Origin of the sequence: Corynebacterium sp. AOP36-E1-14, assembly GCF_052377495.1 — a bacterium.
In the GTDB taxonomy this organism is placed as follows: Bacteria; Actinomycetota; Actinomycetes; order Mycobacteriales; family Mycobacteriaceae; genus Corynebacterium.
Window position 1 is genome coordinate 1 of the sequence record NZ_JBQSWV010000008.1, and the last position, 17,033, is coordinate 17,033.

The window sequence follows — 17,033 nt, forward strand, 5'->3', positions numbered from 1 at the left end:
CGACGCTCGTCCCGTTGCCGCCCGCGCTGGGCGCGACGTCGGGTGACCCATGGGGTGGCGACGCCGGCGATGACGCCGCCGGTGACCATCCCCGCCGCCGCAGCCGGCTGGCCGTCAAAGGCGTGGACCAGGATCCCCGCGAGCATCGCTGCCGCGACGGGGAGGATGACGGCCCAGTCCGACGCCGTCGGGCCGGTGTAGCGCGGGCGCGGGGCATGGCGGCGCATCCACAGTCCGGCGCCGAGTGCGGCGGCCGCACCCGGGACGACCAGCACCGCGAAGGACCACAGGGACAGCGCCCCGGGCAGTACCCACGCCAGCAGGGCGGCCACCGCCATCGTCGACCACAGGCAGTACTGCAACCCCACCGTCGAGGCCTTGTGCGTGACCTGTGCCTGGTACTCGTCGTCGACGGCGTCTTCGGCGCGCCGGACGACGGTGTCGCCGTAGCTCATGACTGCTCCTGTTCCTGACCGAAGATCTGCTCGACGGTCTTCCCGAGCTCCCGGCAGATGTCGAGCGCGAGGTGCACCGACGGGGAGTAGTTCCCCTTCTCGATATTCGCCACGGTCTGCCGCGACACTCCGACGCGCTCGGCGAGCTCCGCCTGGGAGAGTTCCTCCCACCGTCGGTAGCGGCGGACCATATTGCCCGTCTCCATGACCCCTCCGGGAACTTCCGTGAATAACTGACACGTCACAATGTACATGATCCTTTACATTGTGCGCTACATTCTGCGCAGATCCACCGCCGGACGCCCCAGCAGACGCTCCCGCGTCCGGCTGTGCACCCGCTCCACCAGCGCACGCACGCTGACGGGGTCCTCCCCCGCCACGCGCACGGTGATGCCCGCGTCACCGACCATGGTGGACGCCGCGGCGGTGAGTTCCTCGCCGGCCGCCGGCAGGTCGTCGCGGATCTGCGTGAGCAGGCCCGCGACGTCCTCCCCCTCCGCCGGGACCACCAGCACCGTGCCCCACACGGGCCAGCGTGACAGCAGCATCTCCGAGCGTGCGGTCGCGCCGGTGGTGCACAACGTGTCCGAGAGCAGCGGCCGGGCGTCCCGCGTCACCCGGAAACCCTGGGCGAGGGCGTCGAAACCGTCGCGTTCGCCACGCGCCAGGCGTCCGGTGAGCATCACCTCCGCGGCCAGCAGCGTGCCCCCGGGCGCCACCTCGGCGTCGGTGACCTGCAGCAGGCGGGAGCCGCCGAAGAGGATCGTCTGCCCCGGCAGGTACTCGCACACCGCCCCGTCGGCCACGTGCAGGCTGACCCACTGCGAGGCCATGCCGGCGTTCATCCGGTGCACCGGCGTGCCCGCCTGCGTCGTCACCGTGGCCCGCGCACCGGGTTCGAGCCGGAAGGTCTGACGGATCCGGTCGTTCTGGGCCAGCCCACCACCGGTGGTACGCACGTAGAGGAACGCCTCACCGGGGTCGCCCGGGTCGATGTGGAGCGGGCGGGTGACCTGCATCGGCGCCTTGACGAACCGTGAGGTCACGCCCGTGACACCGTCGCCGCCACCCCGCACGCCGAAGGTCACGTCGAGCACGCCGACCTTGCCGGGGCGTCCCACCGGCATCACGCCGCCGGAGCTGACCTCTCCGGCGACCGCCGCCACCTCGTGCGGCACCGGCGGGGTCAGGTCCGCCGGGGCCAGCGACCTGTTCACGCACTGAGACAAACCCTGTGTCACGCCCTGAAGCCCTCGAGCTTCTGCTGGAGTTCCTCCACACCCTGCCCGGAGAAGCAGTCGGTGAGCACCACGGGGTTGCCGTCGCGCACGTCGACGGCGTCGGCGTTCATCACCGTCAGGTCGCAGCGCACGTACTGGGCGATGTCGGTCTTGTTGATCACCAGGATGTCGGACTCAGTGATGCCCGGGCCCCGCTTCTTCGGCATCTTCTGCCCCTCGGCGGTGTCGAGCACGAACACGAACACGTCCACCAGCGCCGGGGAGAAGGTGAGCGTGAGGTTGTCGCCGCCGGACTCGAAGAACAGGGTGTCGATCTCCGGGTGCTCGTCGAGCAGGTCCGCGGCGGTCATCAGGTTCATCGTCGGGTCGTCGCGCACCGCGGTGTGCGGGCAGGAGCCGGTCTCGACGCCGACGACCACGTCCGGGTCGATCACGCCCGCGAGCTCCCGGCGGACGTGCATCGCGTCCTCCTGGGTGTAGATGTCGTTGGTGATCACCCCGACGTTGCGCCCCGCCGCCACGAACCGTGGGACGAGCGCCTCGATCAGGGCGGTCTTGCCGGAACCGACGGGGCCGCCGATGCCGATACGCAGCGGTGAACCGGATCCGGTGACGGGGTCGGGTGTACTCATGTGGGTCTCCTTGTTAACTCTTGTTAACTCTTGCTAACTCATGAACAGTCGGGCGGGGGCGGACTCGTGCGCGGCGGAGGCGAGGTCGCTGCCGGGGCTCGCGCGTCCCAGCAGCCGCCAGTCGCCGGACGCCAGCAGCCCGGCGGCGGTGTCGGCGCAGCGTGCGCTGAGCTCGCCGATCACCGGGTGCGCGGCGGTGATCGCGACCTGCGCGCCCACGTGGTCGCACTGGCGCAGGCGCAGGGCGGCACCGGCCCAGCCGACGGCGAGGCCGGTGAGCTCGGTGGCCACCGCGGTGACCGCGTCCATGCCGTGGGACGCGTGTACCACCCCGGCGGCGACGGCCTGGTTGCCGGGCGCCTCCTTCGCTGCGACGGCCGCGGCGTAGGCGCGCAGGACGTCCGGCTGCGTCCCGCCGAGCTGTTCCTCGACCTGGCCGGTGACCAGCAGCAGCTGGCGTCCCACGCGGGTGGACGCACGGCGCAGCTCGCCGGTGACCTTCGTCGCGGAGAGCTCGTGGTCGACGGTGAACAGGGTGGGAAGGTCGTCGGTGAGCACCGCCACCGCGGTGGCGACCCCGTCGCCCGGGGCGGCGGTGTGGCGCAGGTGCTCGGCCAGCACGTCGGTGACCTGGGCCGTCCCGCGCACGCGTCCGGCCTGCACCAGCCCCTCCAGCCCGTGGGACAGGGTGTAGCGTCCCGACGGGTAGGCGGAGTCGGCGTAGGTCAACGCCTGCAGGAACGGTTGCACCGCGACCATCAGAACAGGAAGAACCGCTGCGCCAGCGGCAGCTCGGTCGCCGGGGCGATCGTGGCGGGCTCGCCGTCCACGGTGACCTCGTAGGTGTCCGGGTCCACGACGATCTCGGCGAGCCGGTCGTTGCGCACCATGTCCTTCTTGCCGATGTCGCGGGTGCCGGCGACGGGCAGGACGGTGGAGGTCAGGCCGAGCTGTTCGGGCACGCCGGCCTCGATGGCGGCGGCGGACATGAACGTCACCCGGGTGTCCTGCAGGGCGGTGCCGTAGTTGGCGAACTGGTGGCGGTAGACCACCGGCTGCGGGGTCGCCAACGAGGCGTTCGGGTCGCCCATCTGCGCGTAGGCGATGCGCCCCTGCCGCAGCACCAGGCGTGGTTTCGCCGCGAAGGAGTCCACCGGCCACAGCACCAGGTCGGCGAGCTTGCCCGGTTCGATGCTGCCGACGTGGGCGCCGATGCCCTGGGCGATGGCCGGGTTGATCGTCATCTTCGCCAGGTAGCGCAGGACGCGGGCGTTGTCCGCGCCGCTGCCGGCGTCCTCCGTCAGCGCGCCGAGCTGATCACGGCAGTGGTGGGCGGTCTGGAAGGCCCGGATCCACGACTCCCCCACCCGGCCCATGGCCTGCGAGTCGGAGCTGAAGATGCTGATGATGCCGAGGTCGTGCAGCACGGTCTCCGCGGCGATGGTCTCGGCGCGCACGCGCGAGTCGGCGAAGGCGACGTCCTCCGGGATGTCGTGGGACAGGTGGTGGCAGACCATCACCATGTCCAGCAGCTCCTCCACCGAGTTCACCGTGTACGGCAGCGTGGGGTTGGTCGACGCCGGCAGCACGTTCGCCATGCCGGTGACGCGCAGGATGTCGGGGGCGTGCCCGCCGCCGGCGCCCTCGGAGTGGAAGGTGTGCACCGGGCGGCCCTTGAAGGCCCGGGCGGTGGACTCGAAGAAGCCGCCTTCGTTGAGGGTGTCGGTGTGGATGGCCAGCTGCACGTCGAACTCGTCGCAGACGTCCATGGCGTTGCGGATCGTGGCCGGGGTCGCGCCCCAGTCCTCGTGGATCTTCAGGCCCGCCGCCCCGCCACGGATCTGCTCGGCCAGGGCCTCCGGCAGCGAGCCGGACCCCTTGCCCAGGAAACCGGTGTTGACCGGCATCCCCTCGGCGGCACGCAGCATGAACTGCACGCCGGACGGCCCGGGCGTGCACGTGGTCCCCAGGGTGCCCTCGGCCGGGCCGGTGCCGCCGCCGAAGAAGGTGGTGACGCCGTTGGCCAGACCGTGCTCGGCCTGCTGCGGGGTGATGTAGTGGATGTGGGTGTCCACCCCGCCGGCGGTGAGGATGCGGTGCTCACCGGCGATGACCTCGGTGCCCGGGCCGATGACCAGCTCCGGGTCGACCCCGTCCTGGGTGTTCGGGTTGCCGGCCTTGCCGATCTTCACGATGCGGCCGTCGCGGATGCCGACGTCGCCCTTGACCACCCCGGCGACGGCGTCCAGCACGATGGTGCCGGTGATCACGGTGTCGAGTGCACCGGACGCCGCCGTGGCGGTGGGGTCCTGCGCCATGCCGTCGCGCACGGCCTTGCCGCCGCCGTAGACCGACTCGTCGCCGTAGGCGCCGGCCAGGTGGTCGTGCTCGATGCGCACGGTGAGGCAGGTGTCCGCCAGGGTCACGGTGTCGCCTGTGGTGGGGCCGTAGATCTCCGTGTAGCGGGACCGGTCGATGCTGCTCATCGGTGTGTCTCCAGCTCGTCGTTGGTGGCGAGGAACCCCGGCAGGTCCGCCAGGGCGCGGGCCTTCACCGCCGGGTCGTCCAGCGGGCCCTCGACGAGTCCGGCGAAACCGTGCAGGACGCGCCGGCCGCCGAAGTCGACGAGATCGACCTCGCGGGTGTCGCCGGGTTCGAAACGCACCGCCAGGCCGGACGGCACGGCCAGGTGCATGCCCCAGGCGGCCTCCCTGTCGAACTCGAGGGCCGGGTTGACCTCGAGGAAGTGGTAGTGCGAGCCGACCTGCACCGCACGGTCGCCGGTGTTGGACACCCGCAGGGTGGTCGTGCGGCGCCCCGCGTTCAGCTCGACGGTGGCCGGCTGGTCGGGGGCCAGGCCGTAACTGGCGGATCCGGACATGTGGGTCTCCTAGTGGTGGTGATGGTGGCCGTGCGAGTGGGAGTGGCCGTGCGAATGGCCGTCCTCGTCGCCGTGGGAGTGGGCGAAACCGGTGGCGTGGTCGGCGAGCAGTCCGGCGGCGACGCCGTCGTCGTGGTGGTCGACCAACTGGTGCAGCGCGGTGTGCGAGGCCCTTGATGCGGCCGTGGCCAACGACGAGGAGCGGAACAGCGGGGTCGCCGAGTCGTCCTGCCCCAGGTCCGCGCGCACCTGCGCCACCCGTGTCGCCCCGAGCAGCCGCAGCCGTTCACGGGCGGTGTCCACCGACGGCCACGAGCCCTCGAAGGCGACCTCCACCAGCAGGTCCTCGGAGAACTGCTGGGCCAGACGCACCCGGCGCAGCAGCTCGGCGTCGGCGAAGGGGTCGACCGTGTTGGCGGTGAACAGCACCGCGTCGTGGTCCTTGGCCGAGGCGCGCAGGTGACGGCGCATCTCGGCGATCGCCCGCGTGCCGTCGATCAACGACGGGCCGAGCACCACCGTCGTGCCGGAGCGGCGCTCCCACGCCAACGCCTGCGCCGCCTGCGTCACCGACGTCAGCGCCCGGCCCGTCCCCGCCGGGACGACGACCAGCGCGGCGTCCTGCGTCTTGGCCTGCTCGGCATGGCGCGCGAGCTCGCGCGGGCCGGTGACCACCGGCACGCCCGTGGCGTCCTGCAGGACGGCCGGGGACGGCGCCTCGGCGCCGGCGTAGAGGACGGTGACGGAATGCATCCCCACGCTCACAGGCCGATCGGGTCGTGGACGCTGACCAGCTTCGTCCCGTCCGGGAAGGTGGCCTCCACCTGGATCAACGACAGGCGCTCGCGCACCTCGTCCTGCACGTCCGAGTGGCCGAGCACCTGTGTGCCGACCTCCATCGCCTCGGCGACGGTCCGGCCGTCGCGCGCGGCCTCGATGACGGCCTCGCTGATCAGCGCCGTCGCCTCCGGGACGTTGAGCGTGAGCCCCCGGCCCCTGCGCCTGCGGGCGACCTCGGCGGCGGTGAAGATGAGGAGCTTGTCCTGCTCCCGGGGGGTGAGATCCACGGTGCGTCCTTGGGGTTTATGCGGGGGTTTATGCGGGGGTTTATGCGGGGGTCAGTGCGTGCTGCGTACCCACCCAACGGTAGCGGCGCACTGCCGTCGGCGGGGACGGGGCCGCCGAATTTTAACCCCCCGGAAACACGGGGGGACGCGGTCAGCTGTCCCCTTCGATGATGTTCTTCAGCACGCCCGTCGCACCCATGCCGTTGGGCCAGCCCGCGTAGAACGACAGCTGCAGCAGGGCCTCCTTGAGCTCCTCGTCGGTGACCCCGTTCTGCCGCGCGAAGTCGAGGTGGAACTGCAGCTGGTCCATCTTGCCCAGCGCGGTCAGCGCGGAGATGGTGACCAGGCTGCGGTCGCGCTTGGACAGCCCCTCACGCTCCCAGACCTCGTCGAACAGCACCTTGTCGGTGTAGTGCACCATGCCGGGAGCAAAGTCGCCGAAGGCGTTCTGCCCGCCGGTCCAGCCGGTGTTCGCTGAGCTCTCGGTGTTCTCGGTGTTGTCGGTGTTGTCGGTCATGTCAGCTCCTGTTGTGTCGGGAAACTTAAGTGCCCTCTCCATTAAACGCTTCTTTCGGTGTGCTGTGGGAGGCCCCGTCGAGAGAGGTACCGGAGGAACTCCCCGGCGGTGACCGCCGGTATAAAAGCCTCGGCTGAGGGGGGTAGCGGAAAGGATGAGCGGCGCCGCACGTAACTCCGCGGTGCTAGCGTCGGATGGCGTTCTCGTGAATCAACCATCCCGCCGGATTGACCACTGAGGTGAATCGATTTGTCTCCCAGCATCCGCAGTTTCGGCTCGGCCCTTCGTGCCAACCGCGTAGCCAGGCTCCGGCGGCGCATCCTCGATGCCGCGGCAGCCTGCTACTCCACCAACGGCTACCCAGGAACCACCCTGACGCACATCGCCAGGGAGGCCAAGGTCTCCATCGACGCCGTGCTGACCGTCGGCCGCAAGAGGGAACTCCTTCTGGCGTCCTTCCAACAGGCCTACGCGGGCAGCGAGGGCCAGCGCTCCCCCGCAGACAATGAGGACGCACCCCGAATCGCCGCGGACCCCGACGAGGGAAAGTACCTGGAGGCCGCCGCCTCCCTCGTGGCCGCAGCGAACGCACGCACCAGCATGCTGTGGGGCGAACTCCTCAGCGCAGCCACCTCGGACGACAAGATCGCCGACTCGGTGGGCAAGCTGCTCGCCCGTCGGCGCGACGACTACCGTGCGCTCGCGACCTCCCTCATCAGCAGGGGGCTGGTCGCCTGGCGCGCCAACGAACGGGAACTCGACGACTTCGCCGACGAGCTGTCCTTCCTGTGGGCCCCGGAAGCCCACCGCCAGCTCGTCCTGGGCTCGGGATGGTCGATGGAGAAGTACACCCGCTGGCTCGTCGAGTCGGTGGAGCGGCAGTTCGCGTAGCTCAGTCGGCGAGGAACTCCAGCAACGAGGCGTTGAACTCCGCGGCGTGGCTGTCGTTCAACCCGTGGGGCGCGCCCTGGATCACGGTCGTCCTGCTGTGCGCGACGGCCTCGGCGGTGCGCTTGCCGGACCCCTCGAACGGCACGATGTCGTCGGAGTCCCCGTGGATGATCAACGCCGGCACCTCGATCTTCGGCAGGTCATCGCGGAAGTCGGTGGTGCCGAACGCCTCCATGCAGCCCAGGGCGGCGTCCTGGTCGCTCTGCTGCGCCAGGCGCACCGCCTCCTTCCTGGTCGCCTCGCTGACCTTGAGGTCGTCGCCGACGGAGTAGAAACCGGTGGTGAAGTCCTCGAAGAAGGCGTCGCGGTCGGCGCGCAGGCCGTCCTCCATGCCCTTCGCGGCGTCCTGCGTGAGCGGTCCGTCCGGGTTGTCGTCGCCGTTCATCATGAACGGCGACACCGCCGCGGCGAACACCACGCTGCGGATCCGCGAGGGGTCGCCCACGCTGAAGTAGCGGGCGACCTCGCCGCCACCCATCGAGAAGCCCACCAGCGTCACGTCGGTGAGCTCGAGGGCGGTGAGCACGTCCTCGAGGTCGCGGGCGAGGGTGTCGTAACCGTAGGCGGATTCCGGATCGTCCGGCTTGCCGGAGCGTCCGAACCCGCGACGGTCGTAGGCGACCACGCGGTAGCCCTCCTTGCGCAGGACCTCCGTCTGCGCCGACCAGGACTCGGCGGACAACGGCCAACCGTGGATCAGCACGACGGTGCGTCCCAGGTCACCTGCCTCCCCACTGTCGTCGACGTGCAGGTTCACCCCGTCACGTGTGGTGATGGTGCTCATGGTGCTCGACCTCCTCGGTACGAGAATGATGTGCAGGTTCGAGGATACGGACTGTGCCGGCATGCGTGTGCCCGTGCCGGTCACACCCTTGCGAGCAGCAGGTAGGTCAGGTAGACGGCGTAGAACGCCACCAGCAGCAGCCCCTCCCAGCGGCTCATCCTGCGGCCGGTCCGGAACATCAGGACCACCAGCAGCGAGACCGCCACGAGCACCGGCATGTCGACCCGCAGCACCTCGTCCGGCACCGGGATGCCGTCCGGGGCGACCAGCACCGTGGCGCCGAGGATGAACACGATGTTGTACACGCTGGATCCGATGAGGTTGCCGACCGCCATGGACGCCTGACCGCGCAGCGTGGCCACCACCGTGGTCACCAGCTCCGGGGCGGAGGTGCCGACCGCCACGATCGTCAGGCCGATCAGGGCATCGGACACCCCGAGCTCCGAGGCGATGTCGACGGCACCGGTGACCAGCCAGTCCGCACCGAGGATCACCAGGGCGATACCCCCGAGCAGCAGGACGGCGTCCACCGCGCCGCGACGCCAGCCGGCGGGCGGCGCGTCCTGCGTGTCTGTCGTCTCCACCGTCTGGGCCTGGGCGGCCCTCCGCGACAGTTCCTGCGCGCGCGACCGCTTCGTGTACCAGAGGATCGTGGCGGTGTACGCCACCCCGACGAGCAGCAGGAGGACGCCGGCGGGCCAGGTCAGCGAGCCGCCGAGGGAGAGCACGAGCAGCAGGACCGCCGCCGCGGCGACGGCCGGCAGGTCCAGGCGCAGCATCTGGCGTGCGGTGATGATCGGCTGGATCGCCGCGGCCAACCCGAGCACGAGCAGCAGGTTGACGATGTTCGTGCCCACGATGTTGCCGGTCACCAGGCCGGGACTGCCACGCACCGCGGCGTCGACGCCGACGGCCAGCTCCGGCAGGCTGCTGCCGATCGCCACCACGGTGAGCCCGACGACCATCGGGGAGATCCCCATACGCGCGGACAGTGCCGAGGCCCCACGCACCAGAAGCTCGCCGCCCACGACGAGGACGGCGAACCCGGCGAGGAGCAGCAGCCAGCTCACGGCAGGTGCTCAGTCTTCCTCGTGCGTGTGGTGCGCGTGCGTGCCGCCGAGGTGGTGCAGCAGGCGGTGGACGCGCTCGTCGGTGAGCGCGTAGCGCATCATCCTTCCGTCCCGCGTGGCCGTCACGATGCCGGCCGTGGTGAGCAGCCGCAACGCCGCCGAGGCCGTGGCGGTTCGCACCCCGGCGCGCTCAGCGAGCTCCGACATGCTCAACGTGCCGGGCCCCTCGTAGTGCAGGACGGTGAGCAGCCGCAGCCGGGTGGGGTCGCCGAGCAGGCGGAAGGTCTCCGCCCAGTCGTCGGAGAGTTCGCGCATGCGGGCAACACCGGTGTCGCCTGTGTCCCTGCTCTCCTGTGCCCCGCTCATGACTCCGTACTGTAGCGAAACCCGGCGGAGTACACGCAGGGAAGACACCGAGAAGACACAGCAAGAACCGTTGCCCCGGATGAATGAGTGCCATATATTAAACACATGGTGAATAAACCAGCCGTCACCGTCACCGACCTCCACGTGACCCGCGGGAAGCACCGCGTCCTCACCGGCCTCGAGCTCACACTCCCGGCCGGCACCATCACGGGCATCCTCGGCCCCAGCGGCTGCGGGAAGACCACCCTGATCAGGGCCATCGCCGGTATCCAGATCATCCAATCGGGTTCAGTCACCGTGCTCGGGGAGCCGGCGGGCAACGCCGTGAACCGCGCACGCGTGGCGTACGTGACCCAGGCCAGCTCCGTCTACCCGGACCTCACCGTGGCCCAGAACCTCCGCTACTTCGCCCGGCTCAGCGGGGTCGGGCAGGACGCCGTCGACGCGGCGGTCGCCAGCGTGGGACTGACCGGCCGGGAGGGCGACCTGACCGGCAGCCTCTCCGGCGGCCAACGCACGCGCGTCTCCCTCGCGGCCGCCCTGCTCGGCGATGCCGAGCTGTACCTGCTCGACGAACCCACCGTGGGTCTGGACCCCGTCCTGCGCCGCGACCTCTGGGCGCTGTTCACCGACCTCGCCCACCGGGGAAGAACGCTGCTGGTGTCCAGCCACGTCATGGACGAGGCCGCCCGGTGCGACCGCGTGCTGCTGTTACGCGAAGGACAGCTGATCGCCGACGCCACGCCGGACGAACTGCGCCGACGCACCGGGCAGGACGACCTCGAGCAGGCCTTCCTCGCACTCGCCGAAGGCGCCGAAGGCACCGAAGGCACAAGAGACACAGGAAGGACAGCACCATGACCCGCACCCTCGCCACCGCGCGCCGCGTGGCCGCGCAGCTGCTGCACGACCCACGCACGCTGGCCCTCGTCCTCGTCCTGCCGTCGATGCTGTTGTGCCTGTTCAGGTACGTCTTCGACGACAGCCCGGCGACCTTCCAGCAGGTGGGTCCGCAGATGCTCGGACTGTTCCCCTTCATCCTCATGTTCCTGCTGACCTCTGTGACCATGGTCCGCGAGCGCACCTCCGGCACGCTGGAACGCCTGCTGACCACCCGCCTGCGTCGCGGGGAGTTCATCGCCGGCTACGCCCTCGCCTTCGGTGCGGCCGGGCTGGTGCAGGCCACGGTGACCTCCGCCGTGGGCATCCTGTTCCTCGGGCTGGAGGTCGACTCCCCGTGGGTGCTGGTCGTGTTCGCCGTCGCCAACGCCCTGCTGGGCACCTCACTGGGACTGCTGGCGTCCGCCTTCGCCCGGACGGAGTTCCAGGCCGTCCAGTTCATGCCGTTGGTGGTGATCCCGCAGCTGCTGTTGTGCGGGTTGCTCGCCCCGCGCGACAGCATGGCCGTGGTGCTGACCCGCATCTCCGACGTCCTGCCGTTGAGCTACGCCGCCGACTCCTTCACCCGCCTGACCCACGTGTCCGGCTGGAACGCCGACTTCACCGTGGACCTCGCCGTGGTGCTCGGTTTCACCGTGGTCTCGGTCGCGCTCGCCGCCCTCACGCTGCGGCGTCGCACCGCATGAGCGGGGAAGGACGCCAGGAAGGACGCCCCGAGGTACGCCGCGGTCGCGGCCGGCCCCGTGGTGGCGGTGCCGCGCGGACGCGACAGACACGCCGCAACATCGTCGACGCCGCCCGGCGGCAGTTCGCCACGCACGGTTTCCGTGGCGCGTCCGTCCGGTCCATCGCACAGGAGGCCGGGGTCGACCCGAGCCTGATCAACCACCACTTCGGGGACAAGGCCCGGCTTCTCGTGGCCACGATGGCCCTGCCGTTCGACCCGGTGGACCGGATCGAGACAGCGTTGGACGGGCCGCTGGAGGACCTCGGTGCGCGGCTGGTGCGCACATTATGTGAGTCCTGGGACCCGCACCGCGACGTATTCACCGCGGCGGTGCGCAGCGCGCTCGGCGGTGCTGCCGGCACTGCCGCTACCACCTCTCCCCCGCTGCTGAACTTCGCCGAGGACGTGGTGACGGGGCGAATCGCCGCACGACTGGATGGTCCGGACGCGGCGATGAGGGCGTCGTCGGTTGCGAGCCAGCTCATCGGCCTCGGCCTGATGCGCTACGTCGTCCGTGCCGCACCACTGGCGGAGGCGGACGTCGATGCCGTCGTCGCCGTCCACGCCCCGGCGTTACAGGCGACCATCAGCCCCCTAAGTGGGTGATTTTATGACTCTTTATGAGTTGGCGAGTCATCAAGAGTCATAAAGAGCGCCGGGCGCCTCACTGGCAGAGTTCCGCCCAGAGCTCCGGTTGTTCCTCCCTGCCGTAGAGACCACCACAGACCCCCTCAGCCTGTGCAGACCGCCTGTGCTCCGGGGTGTCGCACTCCGGTGTCGAACGCCAGATCCCGTCGCTGTACAGCCCCATGATCGTCAGACCGTTCTCGCACTCGACGAGAGTCGGCTCCGCGACGACCGGCACCTCGGCGGCCACCGGCTCATCCACCGTGGCCGCGTCCGCGGCAGGCTGCACCACCGACGACTGCCGGTACTCGGTGACGTCGTAGGCCACGTCACCGAGGTTCGAGATGTCCGTCGAGGAGGAGAAGGCGAACTGGGGCGTCATGCAGTTCGTCGAGAGGATCCAACCGTCGGAGAGAGTCTCACTCGCGCTGACGGTGTTGGCGGCGTTGAGCAGTTGGGCGTCGAGCAGGATGTCCTCGTTCACCGAGCGGAAGGTCACCAGGTACATCGCCAATCCACAGCCGTTCATCGTCGCCGGGAAACGTCCGTGGTCCTCGTCGGGCAGCGGTGTCGGATCGCCGTTCTCGAAGACACGGAGCGTCCCCGACCACGACCGGTACGTCGTGTAGTCACCCCAGGCCTCGACCGCCTCCGGGACCGGCGCAGGGTTGACGCTCTCGACACCCGCCGACTCGAGGAGCGCCACCGAGTCCACCTCCGGTTCAGCAGGCGGCTCGGTACGCTCGTCCACCTCCTCCACCTCATCGACACGGACCGTGCCCGCGTCGGCGCCCGCCCCTGCGGACGTGTCGTCCCCACCTCCGCCCTGCCGGACGAACCACACCCCCAGGCCCGCCACCGCCAGCACCACGATCGCGCCGAGAAGCGCGATGATCGCCCTCGCCTGCCTCCGGGAGATCCCCGACGCACCGTGGGCTCCCCGCCCGTCACCACTGAATGGATTTTCGCTCACAGAACAAACATACCCCACGGGGTATCTGACCCACCGTGTTTCCCGCAGGTAAAACCTTCATTCAAATAGTCCCTTGAATGTGCGAATGAGGCTCCCCGGCCGGTAGCGTGATCCCCCGTGACCACCACAGAATCCCCCGGGAGCGATGCCACCGGACGCGCCGCACACGCCGGCACCGACGTCCTCGGCCACGCCGCCGCACGTCGGCGCGCGCTCTCCTGGACCGCGGCACTCACCCTCGCCCTGCTGGTCACGCTCGTCTTCAGCGTCTGCTTCGGCTCGGTGTCCGTCTCCCCGGCCGACTCCGCACGCATCCTCGCCCACCATCTCCTCGGCACCGGGCTGGAGGTGCAGGGTGGCACGGATCTCGCCCGGCACGACGCCGTCATCTGGACGATCCGCGCCCCGCGCGCCGTCCTCGGGGCCGCCGTCGGTGCCGGCCTCGCCGTCGCCGGGGTCGTCCTGCAGGCCACCGTGCGCAACATCCTCGCCGACCCCTACGTCCTCGGCGTGAACTCCGGCGCCTCCGTCGGCGCCGCGACCGCCATCCTCACCGGCGTCGGGACGGGGATGGGCGCCGGCCTCGGCGACTACGTCCTGCAGACCAGCGCCTTCCTCGGCGCCGTCGTCGCGTCCTTCGTCGTCTTCGGCGTCGCCCGCTCCGGCGGGCGCATCACCCCGACCCGCCTGATCATGGCCGGCGTCGCCATCGGCTACGCCCTGTCCGCACTGACCAGTTTCCTGATCTTCGCCTCCGACTCCGCCGAGTCCTCGCGCTCGGTGATGTTCTGGCTGCTCGGCTCCCTCGGCCTGGCGTCCTGGTCCGGACCCCTGGCCGCCGTGGTGGTGGTCGTGCTGGTGGTCACCGCACTGCTGCTCGTCCTCGGCCCCCGCCTCGACGCCCTCACCGCCGGCGACGACACCGCCCTCACCCTCGGCGTGAACCCCGAGCGCATGCGCATCCTGCTGCTCGTGCTGTCGTGCCTGCTGGTGGGGACCGTGGTGGCGATGGCCGGATCCATCGGCTTCGTCGGCCTGGTCGTCCCGCACCTCGCCCGACGCCTCGTCGGCGGTGCCCACCGCGCCGTGATCCCGGTCTGCGCACTGCTCGGCGCGGTCCTGCTGTGCTGGGCCGACATCGGCTCGCGCACCCTGCTCGCCCCGCAGGAGATCCCCGTCGGCATCATCACCGCCCTCGTCGGCGCCCCCTTCCTGCTCATCCTCGTCCGCCGCATGCACCACGGAGTCGCCCCATGAAACGTCCCGCAACCACTGCGCCCACCGTGACCACCACGCTGGTCCTGGCGTCCTCCCTGCTGCTCGCGTCCTGCGGCAGCGGCGGCAACGGCGGCAACGGCAGCACCGACGCCGCCGGGGACGCCGCGATCTCCGTGGAGAACTGCGGCGACACCGTCACCCTCGACGGCCCGCCGGAGAACGTCACCCTGCTCAAACCTGCCGCCGTGACCACCCTCGCCGACCTCGGCGTGCTCGACCGGGTCGCCAACCGCGCCGGCCAGTACCCCGAGGAGTACTTCGACGACGCCACCAACCGGGCGCTGGCCGACATCCCCTCGATCACCGACAAGACCGACGAGTCCGGCCACCTGCAGATCTCCCGCGAGGAGGTCGTCGCCGCCGCCCCCGACCTCGTGCTCGGGGAGACCGACACCGTCAACCGGCAGACCCTGGCCAGCTCCGACATCCCGCTGATCGAGGAACCCGCCTTCTGCGACGCCATCGACGGGCCCGTCACCTGGGACGACGTCTGGGACCAGGTCGGGCTCTACGGCACCGTCTTCGACCGGCAGGACGCCGCGGCGTCCACCGTCGACGACCTGCGCGCCCGCCTCGCCGCCGTCGAGGAGGAGGCCGCCTCCCACGCCGCGGCAGGACGCAGCGTCGCCGTGCTGTACCCCACCGTCGGCGGCGGCGTGACCTACGCCTACGGCGCCGGGTCCATGGCCGCCCCGATCGTCGCCTCCACCGGGGCGTCCAACGTCTACGGCGACCAGGCCGACCGCGTCTTCGAGGTCACCGCCGAGGACATCGTGGAACGCAACCCGGACGTGATCCTCGCGCTGCACTCCGACGGTGGGGAGGATCAGGTGCTCGACGCCGTCAACCAGATCCCCGGCATCGACCGCACCACGGCCGGGCGCTCCCAGAACATCCTGCCGATGCTGCTCAACTACGCCGAACCGCCCACCCCGCTGGCCGTGGACGGCCTGGAGAAACTCACCACCTACCTGCAGGAGAACCCGTGATCACCGCCGAGAACGTGCACGTCGACTTCGGCGCCACCCGCGCACTCGCCGGCGTGGACCTCACCGTGCCCGACGAGGGCACAGTGGGCCTGGTCGGGCCCAACGGCTCCGGCAAGACCACCCTGCTGCGCGCGCTCTACGGCTCGGTGACGCCGAGCAGCGGGCGTGTCCTGCTCGACGGTGCCGACCTACGCGGCGGCCGGCACGGCAGCCGACAGACGGACGTCGCGCGCGCGGTCGCCGTCGTCGCCCAGGAGCGTGACGCGACGTCCTCCGGCATGCCGATGAGCGTCGCCGACCTGGTCACCCTCGGCCGCCTGCCGCACCAGGGACGCCTGCCGCGCACCAGCGCCCACGACCGTGCCGTGGTCACCGGCGCCCTCGACGCCGTCGGCATGACCGACCTCGCCCGGCGCGACCTCGCCGAACTCTCCGGCGGCGAACGCCAACGCGCCCTCATCGCCCGCGCGCTGGCCCAGCAGACCCGCCACATCCTGCTCGACGAACCCACCAACCACCTCGACGTGCGCTACCAGCACGAGATCCTCGAACTCGTCGCCGGACTGCCCGGCTGCGCGGTCGTTCTGCACGACCTCAACCTCGCCGCGCGCTACTGCACCCACATCGTGGTCCTGGACCGTGGCGTCGTCGTCGCCGAGGGGACTCCGGACGAGGTGCTCGTCCCCGCCGTCCTGGAACCCGTCTACGGCCGGCGCGTGACACGGGTGGACATCGACGGCGAGATCACCCTGATCTTCCCCCGCAGCACCGACCGTGCCACCGACCGCGGACTGGTGGGTCGGCCGTGAGCGTCTCCACCCTGCAGACCCTTCAGCCCCTGCAGTCCCACCTGGACTCGTACTGGTCTGGCCGCGCCGCCGACTACCACGACCACCAGGTCAGTGGGCCGCGCGCGCCGCTGGACCGACAACTGTGGTCGACGGTGTTCGGGTCACGCCTGGGAGACGCTCAGGATGGTGGTGCGCTCGGCGTGCTGGACGTGCTGGACGTCGGCACCGGCTCCGGGTACCTCGCCAACCTGCTGGCGTCCGACGGGCACCGGGTGACCGGGGTGGACAGCTCGGCGGGGATGATCGCGGTGGCCGCGGCGTCCGGCGGTGGTGCGCGGTTCGAGGTCGGCGACGCCCACGACCCACAGGTCGGAGGAGTTGCCGGCGTTGCGCGCGCTGATGCCGTGGTCAGCCGCTACGTGCTGTGGACGCTGCCCGACCCGGTCGCCGCAGCCCGGGCGTGGCGGCGGATGCTGCGCCCCGGCGGGGTCGTCGTCGCCGTGGACGCCACCTGGTTCCCCCACGGTGTCGACCCGTCGATGAAGGTCCCCTCCGCGGACGGGGAGGACGCCTTCACCCGCACCTACTCCCCCACCACCCTCGACGCGTTGCCGCTGGCCACCGCCGCCGACACCGCCGAGTTCGGTGCGGTCTTCCGCGAGGCCGGCTTCACCTCCGTGGAGGTCGACCCGCTGCCCGAGGTTGCCGAGCTCGACAGGCGTTTCGGGGTCGCGCCCGGACACGAGTCACGCCCGCACGTGGTGGTAACCGCGCGGGGCTGACG

At 70.6% G+C, this 17,033-nt stretch carries 21 protein-coding genes and 1 pseudogene; 8 read left to right on the top strand and 14 right to left on the bottom strand.

Annotated elements, in window-relative coordinates; all coding sequences use genetic code 11:
• The 10 genes and pseudogenes from ACT3TD_RS05270 to ACT3TD_RS05315 all read right to left on the bottom strand — a co-directional run.
• Positions 1-455: pseudogene (locus ACT3TD_RS05270) on the bottom strand (hypothetical protein); the annotation flags it as partial.
• Positions 452-661 carry a helix-turn-helix transcriptional regulator gene (locus ACT3TD_RS05275; RefSeq protein ID WP_444614933.1) on the bottom strand — a complete coding sequence of 70 codons (210 nt, stop codon included), beginning with the start codon at positions 659-661 and terminating at the stop codon, positions 452-454. The pseudogene ACT3TD_RS05270 and the gene ACT3TD_RS05275, both read right to left, overlap by 4 nt.
• A 66-nt stretch (positions 662-727) precedes the next feature.
• Positions 728-1,672 (bottom strand): urease accessory protein UreD, encoded by a 945-nt coding sequence (locus ACT3TD_RS05280; RefSeq protein ID WP_444614932.1) that lies wholly within the window; start codon positions 1,670-1,672, stop codon positions 728-730.
• Positions 1,673-1,692: 20 nt separating this feature from the next.
• A complete protein-coding gene (gene ureG / locus ACT3TD_RS05285) occupies positions 1,693-2,328 on the bottom strand; it encodes an urease accessory protein UreG (protein WP_444614931.1) in 636 nt (211 codons plus the stop codon).
• 33 nt (positions 2,329-2,361) lie between these two features.
• Positions 2,362-3,087, bottom strand: coding sequence for an urease accessory protein UreF (locus ACT3TD_RS05290; RefSeq protein WP_444614930.1), 726 nt, complete (start codon positions 3,085-3,087; stop codon positions 2,362-2,364).
• Complete coding sequence (gene ureC, locus ACT3TD_RS05295) at positions 3,087-4,814, bottom strand: urease subunit alpha (protein ID WP_441579044.1); 1,728 nt, start codon at positions 4,812-4,814, stop codon at positions 3,087-3,089. Before ureC ends, ACT3TD_RS05290 begins: the two co-directional genes overlap by 1 nt.
• Positions 4,811-5,209 carry an urease subunit beta gene (locus ACT3TD_RS05300; RefSeq protein WP_444614929.1) on the bottom strand — a complete coding sequence of 133 codons (399 nt, stop codon included), beginning with the start codon at positions 5,207-5,209 and terminating at the stop codon, positions 4,811-4,813. Before ACT3TD_RS05300 ends, ureC begins: the two co-directional genes overlap by 4 nt.
• 9 nt (positions 5,210-5,218) lie before the next feature.
• The gene (locus ACT3TD_RS05305; protein WP_441579042.1) at positions 5,219-5,962 is read right to left on the bottom strand and encodes a hypothetical protein; all 744 of its coding nucleotides are present in this window, start codon (positions 5,960-5,962) and stop codon (positions 5,219-5,221) included.
• Between the two features lie 8 nt (positions 5,963-5,970).
• Positions 5,971-6,276 (bottom strand): urease subunit gamma, encoded by a 306-nt coding sequence (locus ACT3TD_RS05310; protein ID WP_441579050.1) that lies wholly within the window; start codon positions 6,274-6,276, stop codon positions 5,971-5,973.
• Positions 6,277-6,427: 151 nt separating this feature from the next.
• Positions 6,428-6,793 (bottom strand): carboxymuconolactone decarboxylase family protein, encoded by a 366-nt coding sequence (locus ACT3TD_RS05315; protein ID WP_441579041.1) that lies wholly within the window; start codon positions 6,791-6,793, stop codon positions 6,428-6,430.
• A 249-nt stretch (positions 6,794-7,042) separates the two neighbouring features.
• On the opposite strand from ACT3TD_RS05315, the gene ACT3TD_RS05320 reads away from it, so the two are divergent.
• Positions 7,043-7,684 (top strand): TetR/AcrR family transcriptional regulator, encoded by a 642-nt coding sequence (locus tag ACT3TD_RS05320; protein ID WP_441579040.1) that lies wholly within the window; start codon positions 7,043-7,045, stop codon positions 7,682-7,684.
• 1 nt (position 7,685) lies between these two features.
• Here ACT3TD_RS05320 and ACT3TD_RS05325 read toward each other — a convergent pair whose 3' ends face one another.
• The 3 genes from ACT3TD_RS05325 to ACT3TD_RS05335 all read right to left on the bottom strand — a co-directional run bounded on the left by ACT3TD_RS05325 (position 7,686) and on the right by ACT3TD_RS05335 (position 9,964).
• Positions 7,686-8,528, bottom strand: a complete 843-nt coding sequence (locus ACT3TD_RS05325; protein ID WP_441579039.1) for an alpha/beta fold hydrolase — start codon at positions 8,526-8,528, stop codon at positions 7,686-7,688.
• Between the two features lie 80 nt (positions 8,529-8,608).
• Positions 8,609-9,598, bottom strand: coding sequence for a calcium/sodium antiporter (locus tag ACT3TD_RS05330; RefSeq protein ID WP_441579038.1), 990 nt, complete (start codon positions 9,596-9,598; stop codon positions 8,609-8,611).
• Between the two features lie 9 nt (positions 9,599-9,607).
• A complete protein-coding gene (locus ACT3TD_RS05335) occupies positions 9,608-9,964 on the bottom strand; it encodes an ArsR/SmtB family transcription factor (RefSeq protein WP_441579037.1) in 357 nt (118 codons plus the stop codon).
• 105 nt (positions 9,965-10,069) lie between these two features.
• Here ACT3TD_RS05335 and ACT3TD_RS05340 point away from each other — a divergent pair, with 105 nt between their 5' ends.
• The 3 genes from ACT3TD_RS05340 to ACT3TD_RS05350 are packed head-to-tail and all read left to right on the top strand — an operon-like array spanning position 10,070 to position 12,197.
• The gene (locus tag ACT3TD_RS05340; RefSeq protein ID WP_444614928.1) at positions 10,070-10,825 is read left to right on the top strand and encodes an ABC transporter ATP-binding protein; all 756 of its coding nucleotides are present in this window, start codon (positions 10,070-10,072) and stop codon (positions 10,823-10,825) included.
• A complete protein-coding gene (locus tag ACT3TD_RS05345; protein WP_444614927.1) occupies positions 10,822-11,550 on the top strand; it encodes an ABC transporter permease in 729 nt (242 codons plus the stop codon). Before ACT3TD_RS05340 ends, ACT3TD_RS05345 begins: the two co-directional genes overlap by 4 nt.
• Positions 11,547-12,197, top strand: coding sequence for a TetR/AcrR family transcriptional regulator (locus ACT3TD_RS05350; RefSeq protein WP_441579034.1), 651 nt, complete (start codon positions 11,547-11,549; stop codon positions 12,195-12,197). The genes ACT3TD_RS05345 and ACT3TD_RS05350 overlap by 4 nt, the downstream gene beginning before the upstream one ends.
• Before the next feature lie 58 nt (positions 12,198-12,255).
• On the opposite strand, the gene ACT3TD_RS05355 is transcribed toward ACT3TD_RS05350, so the two are convergent.
• Positions 12,256-13,191, bottom strand: a complete 936-nt coding sequence (locus ACT3TD_RS05355; RefSeq protein ID WP_444614926.1) for a hypothetical protein — start codon at positions 13,189-13,191, stop codon at positions 12,256-12,258.
• Positions 13,192-13,308: 117 nt separating this feature from the next.
• On the opposite strand from ACT3TD_RS05355, the gene ACT3TD_RS05360 reads away from it, so the two are divergent.
• From ACT3TD_RS05360 to ACT3TD_RS05375, 4 genes are read left to right on the top strand one after another with little or no spacing between them, the layout of a single operon-like run.
• The gene (locus tag ACT3TD_RS05360) at positions 13,309-14,448 is read left to right on the top strand and encodes a FecCD family ABC transporter permease (protein ID WP_441579032.1); all 1,140 of its coding nucleotides are present in this window, start codon (positions 13,309-13,311) and stop codon (positions 14,446-14,448) included.
• Positions 14,445-15,458 (top strand): ABC transporter substrate-binding protein, encoded by a 1,014-nt coding sequence (locus tag ACT3TD_RS05365; protein ID WP_441579031.1) that lies wholly within the window; start codon positions 14,445-14,447, stop codon positions 15,456-15,458. The genes ACT3TD_RS05360 and ACT3TD_RS05365 overlap by 4 nt, the downstream gene beginning before the upstream one ends.
• The gene (locus tag ACT3TD_RS05370; protein WP_441579030.1) at positions 15,455-16,267 is read left to right on the top strand and encodes an ABC transporter ATP-binding protein; all 813 of its coding nucleotides are present in this window, start codon (positions 15,455-15,457) and stop codon (positions 16,265-16,267) included. The genes ACT3TD_RS05365 and ACT3TD_RS05370 overlap by 4 nt, the downstream gene beginning before the upstream one ends.
• Entirely contained in the window at positions 16,264-17,031 is a 768-nt protein-coding gene (locus ACT3TD_RS05375) for a class I SAM-dependent methyltransferase (RefSeq protein ID WP_444614925.1), read from the top strand. Before ACT3TD_RS05370 ends, ACT3TD_RS05375 begins: the two co-directional genes overlap by 4 nt.
• Positions 17,032-17,033: the final 2 nt, after the last annotated feature.

Excerpts from the sequence above, each read along its gene's own strand:
- ACT3TD_RS05325 (WP_441579039.1), bottom strand. The coding sequence starts at position 8,528 with ATGAGCACCATCACCACACGTGACGGGGTGAACCTGCACGTCGACGAC.
- ACT3TD_RS05305 (WP_441579042.1), bottom strand. The coding sequence starts at position 5,962 with ATGCATTCCGTCACCGTCCTCTACGCCGGCGCCGAGGCGCCGTCCCCG.
- ACT3TD_RS05315 (WP_441579041.1), bottom strand. The coding sequence starts at position 6,793 with ATGACCGACAACACCGACAACACCGAGAACACCGAGAGCTCAGCGAAC.
- ACT3TD_RS05335 (WP_441579037.1), bottom strand. The coding sequence starts at position 9,964 with ATGAGCGGGGCACAGGAGAGCAGGGACACAGGCGACACCGGTGTTGCC.
- ACT3TD_RS05345 (WP_444614927.1), top strand. The coding sequence starts at position 10,822 with ATGACCCGCACCCTCGCCACCGCGCGCCGCGTGGCCGCGCAGCTGCTG.
- ureG (WP_444614931.1), bottom strand. The coding sequence starts at position 2,328 with ATGAGTACACCCGACCCCGTCACCGGATCCGGTTCACCGCTGCGTATC.
- ACT3TD_RS05275 (WP_444614933.1), bottom strand. The coding sequence starts at position 661 with ATGGAGACGGGCAATATGGTCCGCCGCTACCGACGGTGGGAGGAACTC.
- ACT3TD_RS05300 (WP_444614929.1), bottom strand. The coding sequence starts at position 5,209 with ATGTCCGGATCCGCCAGTTACGGCCTGGCCCCCGACCAGCCGGCCACC.
- ACT3TD_RS05340 (WP_444614928.1), top strand. The coding sequence starts at position 10,070 with ATGGTGAATAAACCAGCCGTCACCGTCACCGACCTCCACGTGACCCGC.
- ACT3TD_RS05290 (WP_444614930.1), bottom strand. The coding sequence starts at position 3,087 with ATGGTCGCGGTGCAACCGTTCCTGCAGGCGTTGACCTACGCCGACTCC.
- ureC (WP_441579044.1), bottom strand. The coding sequence starts at position 4,814 with ATGAGCAGCATCGACCGGTCCCGCTACACGGAGATCTACGGCCCCACC.
- ACT3TD_RS05350 (WP_441579034.1), top strand. The coding sequence starts at position 11,547 with ATGAGCGGGGAAGGACGCCAGGAAGGACGCCCCGAGGTACGCCGCGGT.
- ACT3TD_RS05365 (WP_441579031.1), top strand. The coding sequence starts at position 14,445 with ATGAAACGTCCCGCAACCACTGCGCCCACCGTGACCACCACGCTGGTC.